At 59.5% G+C, this 15,821-nt stretch carries 17 protein-coding genes, 1 pseudogene and 1 riboswitch; of the genes and pseudogenes, 7 read left to right on the forward strand and 11 right to left on the reverse strand.

Translation table 11 applies throughout. The features are described from left to right. Window positions 1-8: 8 nt before the first annotated feature. From cls to EH55_RS13235, 3 genes are read left to right on the forward strand one after another with little or no spacing between them, the layout of a single operon-like run. The gene (gene cls / locus EH55_RS01575; protein ID WP_051682534.1) at window positions 9-1,601 is read left to right on the forward strand and encodes a cardiolipin synthase; all 1,593 of its coding nucleotides are present in this window, start codon (window positions 9-11) and stop codon (window positions 1,599-1,601) included. A 1-nt stretch (window position 1,602) separates the two neighbouring features. Beyond that, on the forward strand, window positions 1,603-2,769 hold the full coding sequence (locus EH55_RS01580; protein ID WP_051682535.1) for a metallophosphoesterase: 1,167 nt from the start codon (window positions 1,603-1,605) through the stop codon (window positions 2,767-2,769). Then, window positions 2,741-3,964, forward strand: a complete 1,224-nt coding sequence (locus EH55_RS13235) for a ribonuclease H-like domain-containing protein (RefSeq protein WP_051682536.1) — start codon at window positions 2,741-2,743, stop codon at window positions 3,962-3,964. Before EH55_RS01580 ends, EH55_RS13235 begins: the two co-directional genes overlap by 29 nt. Window positions 3,965-4,228: 264 nt before the next feature. On the opposite strand, the pseudogene EH55_RS01590 reads toward EH55_RS13235, so the two are convergent. The 11 genes and pseudogenes from EH55_RS01590 to EH55_RS13245 form a co-directional block, all read right to left on the reverse strand. Beyond that, window positions 4,229-4,440: pseudogene (locus EH55_RS01590) on the reverse strand (transposase); the annotation flags it as partial. A gap of 124 nt (window positions 4,441-4,564) precedes the next feature. Beyond that, complete coding sequence (locus EH55_RS13240; RefSeq protein ID WP_051682538.1) at window positions 4,565-5,290, reverse strand: energy transducer TonB; 726 nt, start codon at window positions 5,288-5,290, stop codon at window positions 4,565-4,567. Then, a complete protein-coding gene (locus EH55_RS01600) occupies window positions 5,287-5,673 on the reverse strand; it encodes an ExbD/TolR family protein (RefSeq protein WP_037974299.1) in 387 nt (128 codons plus the stop codon). The genes EH55_RS13240 and EH55_RS01600 overlap by 4 nt, the downstream gene beginning before the upstream one ends. Further along, a complete protein-coding gene (locus EH55_RS01605) occupies window positions 5,657-6,286 on the reverse strand; it encodes a MotA/TolQ/ExbB proton channel family protein (RefSeq protein ID WP_037974300.1) in 630 nt (209 codons plus the stop codon). The genes EH55_RS01600 and EH55_RS01605 overlap by 17 nt, the downstream gene beginning before the upstream one ends. After that, a complete protein-coding gene (cbiR, locus tag EH55_RS01610) occupies window positions 6,279-7,073 on the reverse strand; it encodes a cobamide remodeling phosphodiesterase CbiR (RefSeq protein ID WP_037974301.1) in 795 nt (264 codons plus the stop codon). Before cbiR ends, EH55_RS01605 begins: the two co-directional genes overlap by 8 nt. Next, window positions 7,073-8,044, reverse strand: coding sequence for a FecCD family ABC transporter permease (locus EH55_RS01615; RefSeq protein ID WP_037974302.1), 972 nt, complete (start codon window positions 8,042-8,044; stop codon window positions 7,073-7,075). Before EH55_RS01615 ends, cbiR begins: the two co-directional genes overlap by 1 nt. Then, window positions 8,044-8,826 (reverse strand): ABC transporter ATP-binding protein, encoded by a 783-nt coding sequence (locus EH55_RS01620; RefSeq protein WP_070110029.1) that lies wholly within the window; start codon window positions 8,824-8,826, stop codon window positions 8,044-8,046. Before EH55_RS01620 ends, EH55_RS01615 begins: the two co-directional genes overlap by 1 nt. Continuing rightward, window positions 8,823-9,725, reverse strand: a complete 903-nt coding sequence (locus EH55_RS01625; RefSeq protein ID WP_051682540.1) for an ABC transporter substrate-binding protein — start codon at window positions 9,723-9,725, stop codon at window positions 8,823-8,825. The genes EH55_RS01620 and EH55_RS01625 overlap by 4 nt, the downstream gene beginning before the upstream one ends. A 77-nt stretch (window positions 9,726-9,802) precedes the next feature. Beyond that, window positions 9,803-9,913, reverse strand: a riboswitch (cobalamin riboswitch). Window positions 9,914-9,961: 48 nt separating this feature from the next. Continuing rightward, window positions 9,962-10,843, reverse strand: coding sequence for a DMT family transporter (locus EH55_RS01630; RefSeq protein ID WP_051682541.1), 882 nt, complete (start codon window positions 10,841-10,843; stop codon window positions 9,962-9,964). 195 nt (window positions 10,844-11,038) lie between these two features. After that, window positions 11,039-11,893: a pyrroline-5-carboxylate reductase family protein gene (locus tag EH55_RS01635; protein WP_037974303.1), complete on the reverse strand. Its 855-nt coding sequence runs from the start codon at window positions 11,891-11,893 to the stop codon at window positions 11,039-11,041. A 396-nt stretch (window positions 11,894-12,289) separates the two neighbouring features. Beyond that, complete coding sequence (locus tag EH55_RS13245; protein WP_051682542.1) at window positions 12,290-12,721, reverse strand: translation initiation factor; 432 nt, start codon at window positions 12,719-12,721, stop codon at window positions 12,290-12,292. Window positions 12,722-12,820: 99 nt separating this feature from the next. Between EH55_RS13245 and EH55_RS01645 the strand changes: the two genes are divergently transcribed. The 4 genes from EH55_RS01645 to EH55_RS01660 all read left to right on the forward strand — a co-directional run bounded on the left by EH55_RS01645 (window position 12,821) and on the right by EH55_RS01660 (window position 15,786). After that, a complete protein-coding gene (locus EH55_RS01645) occupies window positions 12,821-13,582 on the forward strand; it encodes a GNAT family N-acetyltransferase (RefSeq protein WP_037974304.1) in 762 nt (253 codons plus the stop codon). Window positions 13,583-13,633: 51 nt separating this feature from the next. After that, complete coding sequence (locus EH55_RS01650) at window positions 13,634-13,927, forward strand: hypothetical protein (RefSeq protein WP_037974305.1); 294 nt, start codon at window positions 13,634-13,636, stop codon at window positions 13,925-13,927. A gap of 206 nt (window positions 13,928-14,133) precedes the next feature. Beyond that, window positions 14,134-14,574, forward strand: coding sequence for a large conductance mechanosensitive channel protein MscL (gene mscL, locus EH55_RS01655; protein WP_037974306.1), 441 nt, complete (start codon window positions 14,134-14,136; stop codon window positions 14,572-14,574). Between the two features lie 384 nt (window positions 14,575-14,958). Beyond that, window positions 14,959-15,786 (forward strand): phosphate ABC transporter substrate-binding protein, encoded by an 828-nt coding sequence (locus tag EH55_RS01660; RefSeq protein WP_037974307.1) that lies wholly within the window; start codon window positions 14,959-14,961, stop codon window positions 15,784-15,786. Window positions 15,787-15,821: the final 35 nt, after the last annotated feature.

Genomic DNA, 15,821 nt, shown 5'->3' on the forward strand with positions numbered 1-15,821 from the left:
CTCGGCGCATGAACAAAATAGGCAGATGGCTCCTGTGGGCGGCGGCCGCGGCTTTTCTGCTCGGCCTGCTGCCGACGCTCAACGGCGCCTTTTCCGAATTTTTCACACTGACCGAGGAAGGCTTCGGCGTTACGCAGAGCTTCGTCCAGGCGGTGGAGAGCGTTACGGCCTTCGTCAGGAACTATATGTGGCACATGGTCATTTTATACGCCGTGGCCATCGCCTTCATCATATTCCTTGAAGGACAGAATCCGGACAGGACGATGCTGTGGCTTTTAGTGCTGATCTTCGTCCCCGTCTTCGGCGTCTTTCTCTATCTCTTGCTCGGACCGGACTTCCAGGGGCTGCGCAACAGGCGGCTATTCCGCGCGGCTAAGAAAAATTACGAGTTCGACCGTTCGCCTTTCAGAAAAGGAATCGAAAATCAAATCCTCATCGGACGCCTGCTGCACGCCTGCTGCGGCGCCGACCTGCTTCTGAAAAACAAAATCGACATCCTGATAAACGGCGAAGAGACCTTCCCCGCGATGGAAGCGGCGATCGCCGGCGCGGAAAAGTTCATACATGCGGAATTTTTCATATTCCGCGACGACGAGCTCGGCCGCCGCTTCGGAGACGCCCTTGCCGCCGCCGCGCGGCGCGGCGTTAAGGTGCGCCTGCTTTACGACGCGGTCGGAAGCTGGGGGCTCAAGGCGAAATTCGTCAAAGAGCTCGAAGCGGCCGGCGTCGAGTGCCGCTCTTTCATGCCGGTCTGCCTGCCGCTTTTTCACCGCCAGATGAACTTCCGCAACCACAGAAAAATCATCGTGATCGACAGGAAGGCCGCCTTCACCGGCGGGCTGAACGTCGGCGTGGAGTACGAGGGCAGAGGGCCTCTCGGCTTCTGGCGCGACACCTTTGTGCGCGTAGAGGGCGAAGCGGTGCCGGCGCTGCATAAGATATTCATCGACGACTGGTGCACGAGGGCGAAGAACGATCGTGGAAGGGTATGTGAGGACTCCGGCGAGACGAGGGGTGGCCTGCCGGCGACAGACGATTATTCCGCTCTGCCGACCTTGCCGATGCAGGTCGTCGAAAGCGGCGTGGACAGCGTATGGCGTGCGATAGCTAACGGCTACTACGGGATGATCTCGCGCGCGCAGAGCAGGGTCTGGGTGACGTCGCCCTACCTCGTGCCGGGGCCGGCTTTAATGAATGCGCTTACGACGGCCGCGCTCTCCGGCGTGGACGTGCGCGTGATGATTCCTTCGAAGAGGGACCACTTCCTCGTGTTCTGGGGAAGTAGGAGCAACATAGCCCCCCTGCTGCGCGCCGGCGCGCGCGTCTTCACCTATCAGAAGGGCTTCATCCACACGAAATCCGTCGTCGCGGACGGGCGCACTTCCTCCGTCGGCACCTGCAACATGGACGTACGGAGCCTCGAGATAAATTTTGAGACGCAGCTCTTCATCTACGACGCGGAAACGGCGCGGAAATTCGAGCTTCAGTTCGAGAAGGACATGGAGGATTGCCGCGAGCTTCGCGCCGATGAGTGGGAAAAGCGCCCCTTCTATCAGAAGCTGCTTGAATCCTTCGGGCGCCTCTATTCGGCTCAGATCTGAGATGGAAGACAGGGTATTCGAGCGGCGCTTTTCGGAACATCCGGCCTTCTGGGCCGCCTGCGTAACGGCGGTGACGCTCATCTACGTCTATATATTCGGCAAGCTGAACGAGGCGCGCCCGCAGCGCGACGCCGGCGCGATATGGCTTCTCCTGTGCTTTTCGATGACGGGGCTCTCGTACGTCGCGCGGCGCACCGAAACGATTCGCGGCACGCTGCTGCGCCGCTGGATGGACAGGGCCGGCAGCGTCTGGCTGCTTTTCGCGATCTTCTCCTTTTCCGCGCTGATATCGTTTGAAGCGGCGGGGAAAATTTTCTCCGTCAGGCTTCCCGCGGGGGCAGAGGTCGCGGCGGCCTTCCTCTTAGCGTTAGCCGCCATAGCCGCCGGCATGAGGGAGGCCCAGATCATCGAAACGACGCGCATAACGATCGAAACGGAAAAGCTGCCGCCGGAGCTCCCGCGCCTGCGCATCGTACAGCTCACAGACCTGCATCTCGGCCCCTACAGCGGAGTGAAGCTGCTCGCGCGCGTGCTGCGCCGCGTCCGCGAGGAGGAGCCCGACATGGTCGTCGCCACCGGCGACGTCGCGGACGGCCCGCTCGAGGGACGTCGCCGGGAGATAGCGATGTTCCGCAGGCTGAAATTGAAATACGGTTTTTTCGCCGTCATGGGGAACCACGACTTCTACGACGACGAGGAGGAGGCGAGGGCGTTCATGCGGCGCGCGGGCATGAGGCTGCTCGACGCCGAGGCGGAATATGCCGGAGGGATCGTCGTCGAGGGCGTCAGCGACAGGGATCACCTGCTCAAGGAAAAATGGAATCTCTCGCGCTCCGAAACTCTGATAGTGAACACGAAGAGCCGAAACCCCGATAAATTCATCCTGCTGCTGCGCCACAGGCCCGTCGTCGAGATAGGGACGCAGGGCATGTTCGACCTGCAGCTCTCGGGGCACACCCACGGCGGGCAGCTGCTGCCGTACCCGTCGTCGCGGCTCTTCCTGCGCGGGCATTCGCGCGGCGTGAAAAAGCTGAAAAACGGCAGCATGCTTTACGTCAGCAACGGCGTCGGCTACGTCGGGCCTCCGCTGCGCTTCTTCGCGCCGCCGGAGATCGTCGTCATAGATCTGGTGAGAAAAAATGGCTCGCCCGCTGAGGAACGGCGCTGAAAAATTCAGCCGGCTGGAAGGCCTGCTGCCTAAGGGAGGGGACGGAGTAAAGCGGGAGGACGATCTGCCGAAGGAGCTCGGCGTCGGCGGACTGCCGGAGGGCGAATGGGTCGCGCGCGGCGTCTACAGGATGGAGCGCGTCTTCGAATACGGCAGATATTACGGAAGAAGGCAGCTGACGTCGCCCTGCGCGAGCGGGAAGATACTGCGCTGCTGGGGCGGCGACGGCACGCCGGTCTTTCTCGACACGGAGACGACGGGGCTCTCCGGAGGTACGGGGACCTACGCCTTCCTCGTAGGCGTCGGCGTCTGCCGCGAAGATTCGCTGCACGTCGTTCAGCTCTTCCTCGCCGGGCCGGCGTGGGAAAAAAATTGGCTTTCCGCGCTCGAAGCGGAGCTGCCGGAGAGCTGCGGGCTCGTCACCTACAACGGGCGAGCCTTCGACCTTCCGCTGCTGCGCACGCGCTACACGCTCGCGCGCGCCGTGCCGTCGTGGGACGGCGCGCCGCATATGGACCTGCTGGCGCTCGCGCGGCACTTTTATAAAAACAGGCTCGAATCCTGTTCGCTTTCGTCGATAGAAAAAAATATCCTGGGGCTCGCGCGCAGCGGCGAGGACGTGCCGGGGCGCGAGATACCGTGGATGTACGCGCAGTTCCTCCGCAGCCGGGACGCGCGCCCGCTGCGCGGCGTCTTCTATCACAACACGCTCGACATAGTCTCGCTCGCCGCGCTGCAGCTGCACATCGCGGAGCTCGCGCAGGGAAAATGCGCCTGCGCCGAAGATATGGTGCTCGCGGGCGACCTTTGGCAGGCGAAGGGCTTTTATGAAAACGCGCGCGCTTTTTGGCGCGCCGCGCTGAGCTTCAAAAAGGAGGGCGGCTGCGCGCTGCGGCGCCTGGCCGAAGCCGAAAAAGCGGCGGGAAACTTCCGCGCTGCTCACGAATATTATGAAGAATCCCTCGCGGGCGAGCGCCGCCCGGTAGCATCGCTCGAAGCGCTGGCCAAGATAGAGGAGCACAAATTCCGCGACTGCGCAGCGGCTCTCGCGCACGCGACGGAGGCGCTGCGCTGGCTCGACAGCCACAGGATATTCAGGGACGCGCGCTGGGAAGAGGAGAGAAGAAATTTACTGCACAGGATAGAGAGGCTCAAAAGAAAGCTGCGCGCCCGGCCGGAAACGGACGGCGAATAAAGGCAGCCTCCACTGTTACCCCGCAGTTTTGGAGTTGTAAACCGCCTTATGCGCTCGATTATCTCTGCTGAAAGGGTCCATAAATTCAGGAGAAAATCGGAATAATGAAGCCGAAGACTACAGAAGAACCGCAGGATAGATTGTTTCAAAGCAGACTGGAAAATACGATAAATATGAATCACGAGCTCATAAAATTGGCCGAAAAAATTAACTGGGTAGGCGCTTGAGAGCAAACTTTGGAAGGTCTACATCGCAAATATGGGGTGCCCCGGCAGCGTGAGGATGGACCTTGATATGGCTTGCTCGATCATGAGCCATTCGTAATCCGGCTCGTTGATCAGTTTTTCAAGGAGGTTCTCCCATACACCCCTTCGACGCCAGCGGATAAAGCGCTGATGTACCGTCCCCCATTTCCCATAATCCTGTGGGAGGTCTCTCCATCGCGTACCTGTACACAACGCCCGGAACACCGCGTCATGATAAGAAGTATAAATTTCTTGTTCCTCCACCTGGCGCTCCACATATTGCCATATATCCCGTGCAGGCACAATCCAGCAGGGTTAAGCCACAAAGCAAAGAATATACGCTGCCGCGCCGCGGTTATTTTATTTTGAATGCAAAAGGTATTCTTACGCGGATCTTTCCGTCGTGCGCGAAGCGCCAGCCCTTTACCGCGCGCAGCGCGGCCATGTCGAGGCGCTCGAAGCCGCTGCCCTTCTCCACCTCGGCGGCGGTCACGGCGCCGTCTGCGAGCGACGCTATTATCGTCACTGTGCCTTCCTCGCGGCGTTTGCGCGAGAAGGCGGGATAGTCTGGAATGACCTTATGAATCACTGTCAGCGCGCTGACGTCTGCTACGCCGCCTGAGCCGTAGCCCGTGCCGCCACCGAAGCCGCCGCTTCCCGCGCCGCCGGCCCCCGCTGCGGAGCTTTCGGCGGCGCCGCTCTCCTGCGCACCGGAATATCCTTCGGTCGTCGGCGCGCTTTCTTCTACGCTTTCGGCCGGCTTATCCGATATTTCCTTTATTTCTTTGACGGGCGCGGCCTTGACGCTTTTTTTCAGCGCTTCGGCCCGCGGCTGCTTTTTTATCTCGGCTTTTTTAGGTTGCGGCGCGGCTTTAGCGTTCGTTTCGGCTTTAGGCGCGCCTCCGCTTTTCCGCAGCGGCGGTTCGGGGGCGAAGACGAGCCTGACGTTCATCACCGGTTCGGGCCTTTTTTCTTCTTTTTTCTGCGCGCCGTTCAGCGCAAAAATCAGCGCTCCGTGTATCGCGAACGAGATCAAAAGCGCCGCGCACCATCTCTTTTTTTCGTCGGAAAGGGCGCTCATCGCACTCTTTCTCCCGAGAGCATGAGCCCGGCGTTCGAAACGCCGCGTCCGCGCAAAATCGACAGGACCTCGGCGACGGCGCCGTATGGGACGTCCTTATCTCCCGCGACGAGCACCTCGCGCCCCTTCGATTCGGAAGCGAGGGCGCGAAGTTCCTCTTTCGTGACGAGCCTGTCCCTCCAGTATATTTTTCCCCCCCTGTCGACGGTCAGCAGCACGGCGCCCTCCATGCCGCCGGACCTTCCTTCGCCGGAGGGAAGCTGGACTTCGAGCCGGCCCTGCGCGAAGGAGGCGGTGAGTACGAAGAATATTATCAGCATAAAGAGGACGTCTATCAGCGGAGTGATGTCTATCTCCGCCGGACGCCTATTTCTGCGCGCCATCTTTTCCGCCGCCCGAGGCTATGTGTTCCCGCACTATGAAGTCTGCGCTTCTTTTGAGCGTCTCCTCTTCACTGTCGATTTTGGCGTTCAGGAAGCCGTAGACCATTATCGTCGGAATCGCCACGGCGAGGCCGGCGACGGTGGTAAAGAGCGCCTTCCAGATACCTCCCGTCACCATCGCGGCGTTCACCTGTCCCCCGAAGTGAAGGGAGCGGAACATCGCGACCATGCCCAAAACCGTCCCCAGAAGCCCGAGCAGCGGCGCTATCTTGCCTATCATCTCGAGCACGAAGAGGTTTTTCTCCCAGCGGTAGATCTCGCGGCGCACCTGCTGTTCCATCAGCAGCTTCATGTCCTCGGCGCCGATCCCCCAGTGTGCGAGCGCCGCCACGAAGAGGCGGTTCGCGGAGCCGTCGTTCGCCTTAGCGACGCGCCACGCTCCTTCGGCGTCGCCGCAGGAGATGGCTTTGCCGAAGTCGCCCTCAAGCTTCTCTACGTCGACGGACGCCTTATGAAAGAAGATCAGCCTTTCGGCCGCCGCGGCGAGCGCGGCGAGGGAGAGCGCCGCTATGATCCACATTATGCTTCCGCCCTGATCCATGTACTCAAGCATTTTTATTCCCCCGTAATTTTTTTATCGCATCGAGCGATTTTCCGTAATCGTCCTCGAATACCTCGATCGTCATGACCCTTTCGCGCTCATCCGAGGTCAGCTTTTTCATCAGCTCGCCGAAGAGCGCCGCATCAAAAAATTCCATGCTCCGATGGTCCGCGCCCTCCGGCGTCACGCCGTGGATGTGGAGTACCGGCGCGTCGCGCAGATACATCTCCGCCTGTTCGAGCACAGGATGCTTGTAACGCACCAGATGGCCGACGTCTATGCAGATCGACAGGCCGTTTTCCTTCACGACAGGGTACGCGAGGCGGATATCGTAGTCAAGGGTCTCGGCGCAGATTTTTCCGCCGTCGCGCGCGTTCGCCGCGAGGCGGGAGAGAGACTTGCCGCTCATTTCCGTCCAGCGTTCCATATCGGCGCTCGGGTATCTGCCGTATTGTTCCCCGTCAAGGTGCAGTATGTACGCGAAGGGGTCGAGCTCGTCGAAAAGCTCCATTATGCGCAGGCAGGAGTCCTCGCACCTCACGCGCTCCGCCTCATCCGGCGAGAGGCAGATGTCGTGGGGGAAATGCACCGTGCAGCCCATGCCGAGATCGTCCTGCAGCCGCGAAAGCTCGTGGATCTCCTCTTTCGAGGGGATGTTCGATCCGAATCTGTTGTCGAAGAGCACGAACTGCATGCTGTCGACGTCGCGCGAAAGCTCGCGCATGTTGTCGGCGAAGCTTCCGGGGACGACCCAGGAGGTGCCGCCGAGCTTCAGATTGGGGAAGCGCAGCCTCGGCACTATCTTTCTCCGTTGACAAGCAGGTAGAGGAAGAAAAGCGAGCCGAGACAGGAGGTGATTATGCCGACAGGCAGCTCGGCCGGGGCCCAGAAGGTGCGCGACGCTACGTCGCAGGCGACGAGGAAGGCCCCGCCGAAGAGCGCGCAGACGACCGTCAGCTCACGATGGCCGCCGCCCGATATATGCCGGCAGATATGCGGGCACATAAGGCCGACGAAGCCGATCGGTCCGCAGAGCGCGACGCTTATCCCCACGACGAAGGAGACCGTCAGGAAGAGCAGCCGCCGCAGCGCGGCGACCGAGACGCCGCGGCTCTGCGCGAGCTCCTCGCCGCATATGAACAGGTCGAGCTGCGGCCCTGTGAGCCAGCCGACAAGCAGTATTATCAGGAGCCCGGGCAGCGACGCCAGCGCCGGCGCGAAGCCGACGGTCTGAAGCCCTCCCATCGTCCAGCGCATCATGCGGAAGGTGTCGGTGTAGCCGCCGCTGTACTGTATTATCATGTTGACGCTGCCGAAGAGGAAGTTCAGCGCGACGCCGGCGAGCAGCAGCGACGAAAGCGAAAGCCCGCCGCGCCTTATGTTCCCGGCCGCGTAGAGCGCCATTATCGCAAGGAACGCGCCGCCGAAGGCGGCAAGGGAAATGCCCTGAATCACGCCGAAGACGGATATCGCGATCCCGAGGCGGATGTAGAGCACCGCGCCGAAGGCGGCGCCCATCGAAACGCCGAGCATGTCCGGCGAGGCCAGCGGATTCCTGAAAAGCGCCTGGAATATCAGCCCGCAGACCGCGAGAGTAGCGCCGGAGATCCAGCCGAGAGTCACGCGCGGCAGGCGCAGGTCCCATAATATCCTCGCGCTGCCGCCTTCGCCCAATATATCGGAGGGGGAGAGCATGTGCGCGCCGACGAACGGTGCGGCGATTATGATAAGCCCGGAAATTATAAAGAGAAGGACGATTTTCTTATTCATCACGATACGAACCCCGCCGGCGCGGCGTACGGACGTCTCTGTCCGCCGACGCTGAAAAATTTGAACTCCGTCTCGAATATCTCAGAAAGAGCCGATGTGGAAAGCAGCTCGTCGGTCTCGCCGTGCCACACAGCTTTCCCCTCCTTGATCGCGAGGATCTCCCCGCTGGCGTGCAGCGCGTGGTTTATGTCGTGCGTCACCATCAACACCATCATCCCCTCGGCGTTTATCCGTTCGATGAGGGCCATCATCTCGACCTGCTGGCGATAGTCGAGAAAGCTCGTCGGCTCGTCGAGGAACAAGATGTCCGTACCCTGGGCGAGCGCCGCGGCGAGCAGCGCGCGCTGCCGCTCACCTCCGGAAAGAGTCAGAAGGCTGCGTTCGGCCAGCTCTTCGACGCCGGCGCGGGCAAGGGCTCCGGCGACGATTTTCCGATCCGCCTCCGATTCGCCGGCAAGCACTGGACGCCACGGATAGCGCGACATCGCGGCGAAGCGGCGCACAGTGAAGGGCATCCTGCCTGCGCCGTTCTGGTGCAGCCACGCGACGCGCTTCGCGCGCTCGCGTTCGTTCATATCCCTGACGCTCCTGCCGTCGATCCGCACCTCTCCGTTGTACGGCAGCAGCCCGCCGGCGCATTTGAGCAGCGTGCTCTTGCCCGCGCCGTTCGGACCGATCACCGTAAGGAAGCCGCCTCGCTTCACGCTGAAGGAGACATGCGAAAGAATCTCCTTTCCTCCCGCCGAATACGACAGATCCCGAACCTCTAAAATCCCTATCACCATTTCACCTCCGGATGTATCGCCTTGGCGAACGCTTCTAAAATGACCGGCAGGCGCGGCCCGGGTCTCAGATAGACCGTGCCGTCGAGGACCGTCACGCGCCTGTTCCTCACCGCGCGTACCGCCGCGCCGGATAGCCACTGTCCGACAAGGTAGCGCTGGCTGAAGACTTCGTCAAGGTCTATGCGCTCCATAGAATGATAAAAGCTGCGCTCTCCTACGAGGTCGATGATTATCTCCGGGTCGACCGCTATGAGCCCCTCCTGCGATATTTTCGGGTACGCCGCGCCGCTCTTTTCGCGCAGAAGCGCGTTCTTACCTCCCGCGCGTTCGATGATCTCGTTATAAAAAGTCCTGGCGCCGGCCGCGTAGAAGATAGAGATATTCTTCTCGGAAAGTTCGCGCGAGACGCAGAGCAGGACCGTCGGAGCGGGAAGGCCGCGCACTTTTTCCTCTATTGCTTTTATCCCGCGCTTCATGCGCGCCGTTATCTCGGACGCTTTTCTTTCGGCGCCGCACATCTTTCCGAGCTTCGAAAGGGCTTCGTAGATATCCTCTATGCTTTCCTGTTTGACTATCACATAGGGAATCTTCAGCCTCTCCAAGTCGCTGCAGAACTGCCTGTGCATGTCCTGGAGGACCAGAAGGTCGGTCTCTTGCAGCAGCAGCGCTTCGAAATTCACTTCGGAATAGCCGCCTATCTTCGGCTTTTTCAGCGCTTCCGGCGGATAATCGCAGAAGTTCGTCACCCCGGCGATATTCTCTCCCTGGCCGAGCGCGAACAATATCTCAGTGCCGACAGGCGTGAGGGAGACGATTCTCTTTGGCTGCGCAGACGCTGCGTGCGCAGACACGAACATCATAAGAATCAGAAGAAAGAGACGCGGCAAAAATTTCAAATGCAAATCCCCTTAAGCGCAAAAAAAAAGAAGCCCCGCGGCTCCTTTTCAATAGATGGATGAGAAACGCCCGCGCATAACATCCCTTCCCGCGCGCAGGTCTCCTGACTTCCTTCCGGTCACAGTGGCGGGGCCGCTGCGGCATTTCACCGCATTCCCCCGCGCGCAGGCGCAGTATTCAATTCAACTAGACGAAATGATACCACATGGGAAAAGCGCCGGCAAGATTACGCGCGCTATCTCTGCGAAATATAAACGCCGGCCAGGATCAGCGCGCCGCCGGCCACCGCGAAGGGCGTGATGCGCTCCTTTAAAATTACCGCCGCGAAAATCGTCGTCAAAGCCGGCATGAAATATATAAGGTTGTTGGCCTTGACCGCGCCGAGCGCCCAGATCACCTTGTTCCACGCGAGAAAGCAGAGAGCCGACGCAACGCCGCCGAGAAAGGCGAGGTTCAGCAAAATCTTCACGTTCAGCAGGACGCGCGGGTGCCAATTCATCAGCGGCGTGAAAAAGAGCGGCAACAGCGTGACGAGGGCGTAGAAAAAGCTCTTGCGCGTAAGCTCGACGGCGCTGCAGCCGCTGCTCGCATTGCGCACGATGATCGAGTAGAGCGCGAAGGAGAGCGCCGCGCCGAGCGCGAGGAGGTCTCCGGCCGGGTTCAGCTTCAGGATGAAATGTCCGTTCAGAATGACGAGCGCGACGCCGACAAGGCAGAAGAAGCCTCCAAAAATAAATTTTTTCGAGATGCGCTCCGAGCGCACGAGAAAGTGCGCGGCGACGCCCGTGAGGAAAGGGGAGACGGCGACGATGAGCGAGACGTTCGACGCGGCGCCGTATTTCAGCGCGAAAATTTCGCCTAAGAAGTAAAGCGTCGTGCCGAGAAGCCCCATCGCGATAAAAGGAAGCTCGGCGCGCAGGCCCCGCGGCTTAAGCAGACGCGGCTCCATCGCGACGAATATCGCGTAGGCGATAACGACGCGGCAGAACAAAATCTCCGCCGGCAGCAGAAATTTCAAAAGGTATTTCGTAGAGATGAACGTGACGCTCCAGACGGTCACAGCCGCCATCGCCATCGCGTAGCTCAGCGCTGCGCCGTCCTTCTTTTCCGCCTCCATCGTCGCCGCCCCTTTCCGAAAAAAGCTATTTTGATTATGATTATTATACTCGCTTCCGCGCCCCATCTAAGGCGCCGCGGCGAATTTTCGCGCAGGTCTGCTCTGCAATGATTTAACGATTATGGGCTCGAAGATGGGGATTGGGGGCGAATGGATTCAATAAATACGTCGTCTTTATCAGAGCCTTTCTCTAACCTAAGCCGCGGCGGACCCCACCTGTCGCTTCATCTCGTCGCGCAGCTCTATATTGCGCGCAAGCCCCGCCTCGATCGCGCCGTAAAAGGACGAACCGCCTTTTAGCGCCTCTACCATGGCTTCGGTGACTCCGCCCTTCGTCGATACGTTGGCAAGCGACGCGGCGTTCTCCTTGCCGGCCTGAGAAGCGACGATGCCGTCTATCCACGGCGAAAGCTCGCGGTAAACGGGGTAACGGCGCGCCATTTTCAGCATCGCGCTATTTTTTTCCTCCGCTTCGATCCCGGTGTTTAGCAGGATGGGAGGGATGCATATGCCCACCGTGAAAGAATCCAGTTCGCTTTCGCAGGAGAGCTCGAAGAGCTTAAGCCCCGCCGCCTCCAGCACCGCGCGGGAGACGGCTTCGGCTGGGAAGGAAACGTCGACCCCGCACCCCTCCGTTATCGTCTCGGGACCGCTGCACATCACGCGGTAGAGCGGCGCGGAAAAGCGGCCGCGCAGCGTTTCGAGCGAAACCCCGGCCATAAAGGATAGTATGGACGTATCGCGCCCCGTCTTCATGCCGCGGAAGCGCGTCAGCTGCTGGGGGCGCGCGGCAAGGACGGCGACGTCGGCGCGCCGCAGAAGCTCGGGGGTTTCCGCAAGGCGCCCTTCAAGCCCGGCTTCCCTGATCCTCGACAGCGTCTTTGCGCTGCCTCCGCAGGATATCATCAGACGCTCGCGGGGAAAGCCTCGTGTCAGCAGGGCGGAAACGACGGAGCTTCCGAGATGGCCGAAGCCCGCCACGCCGATAATTTTTCCGTCTAGCAGCCCGGCGGCGGGATCGATATTTGACAGCATAGCTGTTTCCTTCATTACCATATCATCCTTTCAGGTAATAAAACACATGCAGCAGCGCACAGCAAGTCTATGGCAAGCAAAGCCGACGGTGCCGCACGCGCACAGGCGCGGCTCAGTAACGACAAATAGCGTTATTCAGTTATTGAAAAAAATGGGGTATGGCGGACGACGCGGCCCACTTGCGATTACTGGACGGTATACGGTCGGGGCCCGGCTTCTCCTGCGCGGACCGCCGTCAGAGTATGACTGCAAATCATAAGTCTCGACATTCAAAACCCTCCCCATTGGCGAAACGGTTTCCGCACATGTTACACAGCTTAAGCCGAAATGTCAACAATAAAAAACGCCCCGCGAAAAGCCTGTCGCGGGCTTGCGGTAAGAATCCGCTCGTCAGCGTTGGTCAATTAAAAATCACCCTTTACATCCGCTTTTTGAGACGTTTTTCACGCCCTTTTTGACAAACCACGCTTCGACGCGCTCAATAATATCTCCCTGAAGGACTATATTCCCCTCCTCCATCGACGAGCCGCAGCCGAGAGCTTTGCGCAGCTCTCTTGCGAGCGAAGCCGCGTCGCCTCCGTAATCTTTCGGAAGCGTAACTATCGTGACCGTTTTCCCGCCGCGCCCCGCGCGCTCGCGGCGCAGCGCGACCTTTGAGATTTTCGACGCACCAGCCGGCTGCGCGCGTTCTTCTTCCTCTACGGCGGTGCGCTTTTCTTCTTCCGGTTCACTGCTCCTGCTCTCAGCGCTCAACAGGGAGCCGAAAGAAACGGAGAGCGGCCCGTTCTGCGAAAAAGTGACGTCTTCGCCGCCTGTCCGTTTTTTATTCTTTTTTTCGCGCATTTTCATCATCCTCTTCGCTTTGCCGTCATTACCTTCCCGAGTCACGCTATAATTATTGCATGTTATCCCGGATTTCACGCTGGGCTGGGAGTGACCTTTATGGATATATCGCGGGCGTTTTACGAAAATTTTTTCTCCTTTGCGGCGATGCTCTCAGAGGCGCCGCACGGAGCGGCCCTTCGCTTCGCCCCTCCGTCGCTCGCCGCGGCGAGCGGCCTGCCTTACGCCGGCGAAAATTACGCTGTTTTCGCGGAGAACGCGTCGATAGGCGACGCGGCGTCAGCCATTTCTTTTTTTAAAGAACGCCAAGCCGATTTCATCGCGCCGCTCCTGCCGCACGCGCCGCGTTCGCTTGCGGATTTCTTAGCGGAGAAGGGGATACTGCGCCGCGAAAGCTACACGTCTATGTGCCTTCCCTTGGAAAAGATGCGCGGCGAATATCCTAACAGGGACGTCGTCCGCATCGTAGAGAAGGATTTCGCACGCTGGGCGGCGGCGGTGTGGCGCGCGTTCGGAGGAGCGGAAGGGGAGGAGGAGAAAAATTACGAACCGTTCGGCTCGTACCTCGCCGCGCACGCTTCAAACTCGGCGTTCGCGCTCGAAAAAAACGCCGAATTCGTCTCAACTGCGCTGATACACGAGACGTCCGGCGCTCTCGGACTTTACTATTTCGCCACCCTGCCGCGACAGAGAAGGCGCGGACGCGCGGCCGAGCTGATGGACGGGCTCCTCTTTTCGCTTCGCGCTAAGGAAAAGCCGCTCGTGTTGCTTGCAACGCCGGCGGGGCTGCCTTTTTATCTGAAATACGGTTTCGCCGCGATCGAGGCGCTGCCGATATACTCCGCCGCCGAAGATATTTGACGCGATGATGGGCTATAATGTCAATATGAGCAAAGAAGGGAATGATACGAAATGATAGACCTTGAACGCCTCTGGCGCGACGCGGATGCCAAGACGCCGATCTGCACTAAGACGGGCGCGACGAAGAATATGGTGCTTGGTGCGATCATGAAGGGGGCCCGCTCGTTCGAAGACATAGCGGCCGCGGTGCCCCTCTGCGCCGACAACGAATGCGCGCTGCGGAACCCTTCGGGGCGCGGTTGCCGTGAAAACGTGGAGGCGCTTCTTTCCATTTACGTCCCGATACACGAGATGATGACGGAGGGGGGAGGCTGCGCGCACCACAGGCCGCGGAAGAAAGAATGACAGAGGCGCGGCAATCGGCGGGCCGCACAAATAAGAAAGCCTTACAGAGCGCGTCCCGATTGACCGGCGAGCGCGCTCTGTTTTTTTACAGGGCGCACTCTGGGCGGGAGCTGTAAACCAGTCTTTCGCATATTGTTTTCACCGGTAAATTGTACTAATATATTTGAAAGAATTATTATAATGTCACACTCTCGGGGGGTACTGCAATGAGCGGTTTGATCAAGGAATTTAAGGATTTTGCGATGCGCGGCAACGTGATGGATATGGCGGTTGGCGTCATCATAGGCGGGGCTTTCGGAAAAATAGTCGCCTCTCTGGTCTCCGACATTTTAATGCCGCCTATCGGATACATGCTCGGCGGCGTGGATTTTTCCAATCTTTTCATCAACCTCGGAGGCGCGCCGGCGGCCACGCTCGCCGAGGCTCAGGCGAACAACATCCCCGTCATCGCCTACGGTTCGTTCATCAACAACATCATCAACTTCATAATCCAGGCCTGGGCGATCTTCATCGTTATCAAAGCGATAAACAGAATGACGCCCCAAAAGCCCGAGGCGCCCGCGAAGGAGCCGCGACTCTGCCAGCACTGCTTCGGCGAGGTCGACGAAAGGGCCACGCGCTGCCCGCACTGCACTTCGGAGCTGTAATTAGACATCTCTCGAACATAAAACATATTTTGGCGGCCCTGTTCGGGCCGTTTTTTGTTATTCTGCATAAAGTCTTTTCCTTGACATTTTCGGCGGCGGGTGTGATATTAACTTTGTAAAATTGCGAAAGGACAGTGGAGAAGAATGACGTGACGCGGCTCTCACAAAATGCACGGGATGCATTGCCTGGCCGCCGTATTCTCCTATGGCCTTTCATCCAGCCACGGATTCTGATTCTCTGATTCAAGACAGGCGACGCTGGCCTCAACAATACTCCCAGCATAAGATGACCCCCGGCGCACAGGCGCCTGAGTTGTTTGCGCGCCTATTTCCATATCTCTGTTTTTTCGGCAAAGACAATTGATTAAGGAGTGTTTTTAACAAATGAAAAGGTTTGTCGTCTCCATGCTTCTCTGCGCATTATCCGCAGCCGCCGCTTTCGCCGCGCCGCTCGATTCGTTCGTCGGGCAGAGGGGCAAGCTCGACATCGCCGGCGGCACCGCTCACATTCCGGTAATGAAGGAAGCGGCCAAGCGCATCATGAGCAAGAATCCCGACATCCGCATCACGGTCGCCGGCGGCGGCTCGGGCGTCGGCGTCAAGCAGGCCGGCGAGGGGCTCGTCGAAATAGGCAACACCGGCCGCGCGCTGAAGGAAGACGAAGTCGCGAAGTACGGGCTCGTGACCTTCCCCTTCGCGATAGACGGCGTCGCCGTCGTCGTCAACCCCGCCAACAAAGTGGACGAGCTTTCGTTTGAACAGCTTATCGACATCTACGCCGGCAAGATAACCAATTGGAAGGAAGTCGGCGGCGAAGATGGCGCGATCAACCTCTACGGCCGCGAGGACGGAAGCGGAACGCGCGAGGTCTTCACAGAGAAAGCCATCAAAAAAAGCGATATCGCCCCGTCGGTCAACGTCGTCAATTCCAACGGCGCGATGAAGACCGCGGTCGCTAAGGACGCGCGCGCGATAGGCTACGTCGGCATCGGACATATAGACGGCTCCGTCAAGGCGCCGAAGCTCGCCGGCATGACCGCGACGCAGGAGAATGCGGCCAGCGGCGCGTACACCATAGTCCGCGACCTTTATATGAACACGAAGGGCGAGCCCAAGGGCGTCGCAAAGCTCTTCATCGATTACATCTACACGCCCGAGGGCGCGGAGATAATCAAAGACTGCGGCTATATTCCGCTGCCGAGGAAGAAATAGGGCTCTTCCCGTTCGGGCGCGGCGGCGCTGCGCCC

It is taken from the genome of Synergistes jonesii (assembly GCF_000712295.1).
GTDB lineage: Bacteria > Synergistota > Synergistia > Synergistales > Synergistaceae > Synergistes > Synergistes jonesii.